Below are 6,877 nucleotides of genomic sequence, written 5' to 3'. Positions count from 1 at the left end.
GCCACAAGGTCTAACTTGGACAGCAAAATCAGTGATCTTTTGAAGCTTAAGGAGGTCAGTTATAAATCAGCCATTGAAAAAATCCAACAGGAATTCAATGAGGTCAATCAGGAATTTATCTCTATCCGTACCAAAAAAGAACAGTTGAGTGAACTGCTTTACTCCAATGCCAATAAACGGGAAGATATCCTTGAAAGAATAGAAACCCTTCAAGAAAGCCTCGAACATATCGGTCCTGAACTGGAAAAGGAAAAATCACTTTTCGCATCTGTGGAAGAAGAACTGGAAGTAATCAACGAACAACTTCAAACAGAAAGTGAAAGCCTCAGCCAAAAATCCACTGCTTTCAATCAGGAAAACATTCTTTATCATCAGCATAACAATAGGGTCAATAGCCTCAACCAGGAAATAGAATTTAAGCAGTCTGCATTTGACAGCAGTAAGGAGAGGATTGAAAAATCCCAAATGGAACAGAGTGCGATCGATCTTGAGATCAAAGGACTATTGGACAACAATGAAGTCAAAGATGATGAACTGATTGAGCTGTATTCGGAAAAAGAAGGCATTGAAAAAGGCGTATCCGAAGCGGAAAAGGATTATTATAATTGCCGGGGGGAAATAGATAACACGGATAAACAGATCAGGGAGCTTCAAAAATCCAAAGAATCCATGGATTCCCTGATCATGGAATTCCAACAGTCTTTGAATGAAGTCAAACTCAAATTGGCCAGTCTTAAAGAAAGGCTGAGTGTGGAATTTGAAATTGACCTGGATAACCTGATGGAAGAAAATCCTGATTTGGATGAAGCATATCTTGAAATGTCTGATTCTGATATGCGGGAAATTGTCCAAAAGGCAAAAGACCGTCTGGAAAAAATAGGCCCTATCAATCCCATGGCCATGGATGCGTATGATGAGATCAAGCTACGCCATACTTTCATCACCGAACAAAAAGAGGATTTGGTTAAGGCCAAAAATTCATTGGTGGAAACAATCAAGGAAATCGATCAGGTAGCCAAAGAAACATTTCTCGATGCTTTTGGAAAGATCAAGGAAAACTTCATTAAGGTTTTCCGGTCATTGTTTACGGATGAGGATCAATGTGACCTGACCTTGGTCGATCCGGATAATCCCTTGGAAAGCCCTATAGAAATCATCGCCAAACCAAAAGGAAAGCGACCTCTGACCATCAATCAACTTTCCGGTGGTGAAAAAACGTTGACGGCAACCTCCTTGCTTTTTGCCATCTACCTCCTTAAACCAGCTCCATTCTGTATTTTTGATGAAGTGGATGCACCATTGGATGATGCCAATATTGATAAGTTCAACAACATCATTCAGATCTTTTCTAAAGAGTCCCAATTTATTATTGTCACGCATAACAAGCGTACGATGGCAAGCACAGACATTATCTATGGCATCACCATGATTGAGGCAGGTGTTTCAAGGGTGGTTCCGGTGGATTTAAGGGAGTTGGCTTAATTCATGCCATTACTTGGGAATTACGGAATTCATGCCATGACTTCGAGTCATGGCATGAATACTTAAAATTATCAACCATTTATCATTCTACCCATGGGCATCACTATCCACTACCAAGGTAAAATCAAATCTCCCCAACTCCTGCCTCAATTGATAGAAGAGGTCAGGGATATTGCAGAAGAGAACAAATGGAAATACCATATTTTCGAATCTGAACTTCCAGAAGAAGGATTTGATAAAGATTCCTTTGAGGATGAATTATATGGGATCACTTTTACTCCCCCTGAATGTGAAATGGTTGACTTTACCTTTTTATCCAGTGGCAAGTTGTGCAGTGTGGTTGGGAAAATTTACTTTGAAGATGAACAGAACGATATTTTCATTGAATGGAATTCGGTAAAAACCCAATATGCAGGTCCACAAATTCATATCATTTTGGTTCATCTTTTGGAACATATAGCAACCAAATACCTGACTGATTTTAAGGTAATAGATGAAGGTGAATATTGGGAAACAAGGGATGAAAAATTACTTGGTAAAAAATTCGACTTTCTCACAGGCATTCTAAGAAGTATGGAAAGCAATCTGGAAATGATCCCTAAAAAACCTGATGAAGATCTGGTGGAATATATTAAAAGGATTATGGAAAATGTCCATAAGAATAAAGATTGATCTTTGGGCTTTTCATGCCATGCCTAGGGGAGCAGTATTCATGCCATGACTTTGAACCACTTTGGTGAATTCATGCCATGACTCAAAGTCATGGCATGAATAAAAAGCCCAATTAAAGCTTGATCACATGCAAAGTATGTCTCCTATTTCCATCCATTACCCTCAATATATACTTGCCTGCAGGATACCTCGAAAGGTCAATAACACAGGTAAACTGACGGTCAGATGTATTGCCCTCAAATAACATCCCAATACTCGATCCTTTGACATCAATCAGATCAATCCTGACTTTACCGGATAATACATCAAGCTTAACCGTGGAAAAATCCCTGACAGGATTTGGGTACAGTTTTAGAGTACTTGGTTCTTCTCTTTCGATCGATGTTACTATGGCATTTTTCACCACAGGAATCTGGTCAAAACTGCCTCTGGTTGCGGTTTGAATACTGGCATTCCCTGCATCAAACCATTGACTGAGCAAAGAAGTATAAACCTGCCTGAAATCTGTCTGAAAAGGAATATTGTCCCTATAAACCTCATTACCGGTGATGATTGGAGCTGTACCTCTTGTGCCACCATGGGACATGTTTCCAAAAATAAACAATGGAGCTGCAGAACCATGGTCTGTACCCATGCTGGCATTGGAAACTATTTTTCGTCCAAACTCCGAAAATGTCATCCCCATGATTCTATCCGCGCAGCCTTGGAATTCCAGGTCATTCATAAATGCCAATACTGCATCACTGAGGTTTTGAAGAAGCCTGCCATGATTTCCTTTGGTATGGTCTCCCCCATCCACCTGATTGTCATGTGTATCAAAGCCCCCCATTCTCACCAAATAAAATGGGGTTTTCAATCCTCCTGCAATCAACCGGGATACTATTCTCAATTGGTTCCCCAGTCTGGTGTCAGGGTAAATTCTTTGCTGGGTAACCTTCTCTGCCGCACGCTTGACAATCATCCCATATTTTTGGGATTGCTGGGCTATCAGCCGGATATATCTCAATTTGTCCCCAGCTATGGTATCAGGGGTATCTTCAATGGCATTGTTTAAAATCTGATAAAATGAATTGGGGTTATTGATTACCATACTGAAATTGGCCCTTTCCCCTTGAAACAACATCGAGGAACCGTTCCCTATTTCCACGGCCATTGGATCAGGATAATCCGGGTTGGGATAGGCCTCAGGATATTGTGGGTGATTGGATTCCAAATATCTACCAGTCCAACCTGAAGGGACCAATTCATCGGATCTGGATCCGCTCATCCAAATATCATGGGATTTAAAATGAGAATGGCTTTGCTGGGGATATCCAACTGAATGGACCACCTGAAGCCTTCCTTCTTCATAGAGAGACTTAAATCCTGACATGGATGGATGAAGCGCAAAATCCGTGGAATCAATGGTGAGTAATTTGTTTTCAGGCAAAATGACATGCGGCCTTACTTTATTGAGTTCACTTAAATGGGATAATGGAATCACCGTATTCAATCCATCATTACCTCCTTCAAGATAAATCAAAACCAAAACCCTGTCTGTTTCATTGGCCAAGTTCAGAAACCTATCAATGGTTTGTCCGAAACTTTGGTTGTTCAGAGCGCCTAAAAAACTTGGAATTGCCAGGCTGTGCGCTGCATGTTTGATGAAAGATCTTCTTTTCATAAAATTACATCAATTGTGATTCACCCATTTGTAACAATAGCTGAAAAGCCGGTTTAAGTCTGTTTAAAACGACAGTCGCATTGGACTGATCGTTGGGATTGGCCATATAAGTCAGCCATGCACCCGTCCAATAATAGTCCTGTTCCTGCCCGTTCAACAAGATGTTTTTAGCCATTGCTATTTGCTGGGGACTCAAAGGAGGTCCAAGGTTTAAAAGAACAAATTCTGCAATAAGGGAATTGGGATCTTCAGGATTTTCAAACCCTTTTACATATTTGAGCAAGTCGGCGGAAATATTCACTGATGATGAAATCCAATAGCCCCAAAATATCATGGAATCAGACGCAAGGGCTCTTTTGGTGATGGAGTCGGTATTGATCCAGATTTTGTCATAGTTTGGAGATTGATAGTATGGAGGCCATCCCGCCACGTTTGGGGGATCTGCGATTTCCATTCCTAATCCACCCATATTCCAAAGGATTGCTGAGTAATAATCCTTTTCCCCCAAAGGGTTTTGTGCAGCCGGCATGTCAAAATTTCTCCAAAGTCCCAAAATAAAATCCATGGGACTTTTGATCATCGAACCCATAATTTCAGGATGGAAGAAATGCTCAGAACTTAAAAGTGCTTTTAAGGCAGGCTTGATATTGTAATTGTTTCCCTTAATGATAGCAGCCATTGGCGTAATCACATTGGCTTCGGCCAATTCAGAAATCTCAGAAGCTACAAAAAAGGTATATAGCTTTCTTGCTATAAATTTGGATGATTCATTTGTCGCAAAAATCATTTCAAGCATCTCATCCAATTCTCCGGCTCCTGCCATTCCTGCTTTCCCCTCAATGACCTTATTGCCATAGAAAGCTGAAAAGGTCTTGTTTCCGGTATGATGCATTTCCGGGTTAAAATAAGAAATTGGTGGACCTTCCGTGTGAATACTTTCCCAATCAATCGTCCATCCTGTCAGAACCCTTGCGGCAGCCTGAACATCCTGTTCCTGATATCCCGCATCTTTTCCTTTACCAATGCAAAACAACTCCTGCAATTCCCTGCCATAGTTTTCATCAGGATTTTCTTTGTTATTAAATGCTCCGCTCAGAAATACCAACATCGCCGGGTTCATGGTCAGCTCTTTGATCAATTCCTTGAAGTTGCCAAGGACATTTCGGTTGAGCATTTTAATGTATCCGTAGCAGGATTTTGCAATAAAAACATCCCACATTTTGATAGGTAGAAAATTCCACCAAAACAAGAGCATCTTTTCCTGAATACCTGAGTTAGGACTCAAAATCCGACCGATCAGCCAAGTCTTCAGCGCAACAATCCTGTCCCCTTCAAAATCATCATTGAATGCGGCATCTACAAAGGAAGATCCAAGGGGAACATCTAAATCTATTTTACCTTCATTGGGTTTGTTATAATTATTGATGGGTTCAGGGTAGTCCAATGATACCACAAGGATTTCATCAAGGATAGCCGATAAGGACTTGTTTCTGAAGTTTTTGATTTCCTTCATCGTAATCCCAAACCTTGTCCTTTTTAAAATATGTGCTAGATGCAAGTCCGTCAAAGTACCTGTAAAAGGTTCTATTCCCTCTCCTATTTCATCAAATCGGGATGATGTGGCAAAACTTTCAGTTTTACGGATTTTTTGTCCTTTGGAAAGGTCAGGAGGAAAAACTTCCCTGTAAAGGGGCTCTAGGTGCCTGTATTGCCTTGGTCTGATTGGAAACATATGGTAATTTTTTAAAAAGAGATTATCTAAACAGTTTAAATTCAAAAACAATGGACTCCAATTATTTGAATTTCTTAAACAGACTGAATATTAATTTATTACTTTCCGGAGAAAGATCAATAATGATTGGGTGTATTTAGCTTTGTCGGATTTTGGGTGATCAACAAATGTTCTGAAAAGATAAAAATTTATACCAACAGTACAAAAAGAATTTTTAAAGCAAATTTTCGTTAAATGATATCTGTTTTTGATGTCAAAACTATTGTTATTCACATCAAAAAAATTTTCCAAGAGTAATCCATCTTTAAATATATTTTTGATAAATAGGTTTTCCAAATGATTTTTGTCATTCAAAACCCCACTTCTTATCTTTCAAAAAAATACCTCTTTTTAAATGCACGAGGCACTCGATACCGGTAAACTCAATTTCAATCAGGATTCACTGCTGCTACTTAATCTCTCCTTGGCGATCATTATGTTCGGTGTTGCTTTGGATCTTAGGGTTTCAGACTTTCGTTACATTGCACAAAACCCCAAATCATTTGGCTTGGGAATTATATCCCAATTCTTTTTTCTCCCTTCGCTGACATTGATATTGGTCAATATTTTAAATCCACCACCCTCTGTAGCATTGGGGATGTTCTTGGTAGCTGCCTGCCCCGGTGGAAATGTTTCAAACTTTATAACCCATTTGGCTAAGGGAAATACTGCTTTATCCGTGTCACTTACAGCCTTTTCGACAGCCTTTTCCATATTTCTGACCCCTTTTAACTTCGGATTATGGGCGGGATTGTATAGTCCAACGGCAAATTTGCTTCAGGAAGTTTCACTTTCATATTTTGAGGTTTTCCAAACCATAGCTTTGATTTTGGGAATTCCCTTGATGGTCGGTATGTACATCAACAGCCGTTACCCACAATGGGCATCAAAGGCGACACGGATTTTAAAACCGCTCAGTATTCTGATTTTTGCAGGATTTGTAATCATTGCATTTATGGGGAATTATGATCTGTTCCTAAAATTTATTGGACTGATCTTCCTATGGGTCCTGGCCCATAACTTTATTGCATTGTTTGCAGGTTTTTCTTTGGCAAAAATCGGAAACCTGAATCTTGCAGATACCAAAACCCTGACCATAGAAACAGGCATCCAAAATTCAGGTCTAGCTTTGGTCTTAATTTTTACTTATTTTGAGGGACTGGGAGGAATGGCTATCATTGCTGCTTGGTGGGGCATTTGGCATATCATTTCAGGGATGACAATTGCGTCAATCTGGATGCGTTTTTCAGGTTCCCATATACCAACTCTCACAGAAAAATAATTAATAA

The 6,877-nt window shown here is 39.7% G+C and carries 4 protein-coding genes and 1 pseudogene; 3 read left to right on the top strand and 2 right to left on the bottom strand.

The window, feature by feature from the left end; genetic code table 11:
• A pseudogene (locus tag ACEW8O_RS10850) lies at positions 1 to 1,482 on the top strand (chromosome segregation protein SMC); the annotation flags it as partial.
• A gap of 93 nt (positions 1,483 to 1,575) precedes the next feature.
• Complete coding sequence (locus ACEW8O_RS10845; RefSeq protein WP_373494653.1) at positions 1,576 to 2,154, top strand: hypothetical protein; 579 nt, start codon at positions 1,576 to 1,578, stop codon at positions 2,152 to 2,154.
• A 112-nt stretch (positions 2,155 to 2,266) separates the two neighbouring features.
• Here the strand turns inward: ACEW8O_RS10845 and ACEW8O_RS10840 are convergent, their stop codons facing one another.
• A complete protein-coding gene (locus ACEW8O_RS10840; RefSeq protein WP_373494652.1) occupies positions 2,267 to 3,817 on the bottom strand; it encodes a DUF1501 domain-containing protein in 1,551 nt (516 codons plus the stop codon).
• Between the two features lie 4 nt (positions 3,818 to 3,821).
• The gene (locus ACEW8O_RS10835) at positions 3,822 to 5,549 is read right to left on the bottom strand and encodes a DUF1800 family protein (RefSeq protein ID WP_373494651.1); all 1,728 of its coding nucleotides are present in this window, start codon (positions 5,547 to 5,549) and stop codon (positions 3,822 to 3,824) included.
• A gap of 394 nt (positions 5,550 to 5,943) precedes the next feature.
• Between ACEW8O_RS10835 and ACEW8O_RS10830 the strand changes: the two genes are divergently transcribed.
• Positions 5,944 to 6,870, top strand: coding sequence for a bile acid:sodium symporter family protein (locus tag ACEW8O_RS10830; protein ID WP_373494650.1), 927 nt, complete (start codon positions 5,944 to 5,946; stop codon positions 6,868 to 6,870).
• The last annotated feature ends 7 nt before the right edge of the window (positions 6,871 to 6,877 follow it).

This window comes from Aquiflexum sp. (assembly GCF_041749095.1).
In the GTDB taxonomy this organism is placed as follows: Bacteria; Bacteroidota; Bacteroidia; order Cytophagales; family Cyclobacteriaceae; genus Aquiflexum.
The sequence above is the reverse complement of the archived record's forward strand: the minus strand, read 5'-3'. Positions and strand labels throughout refer to the sequence as shown.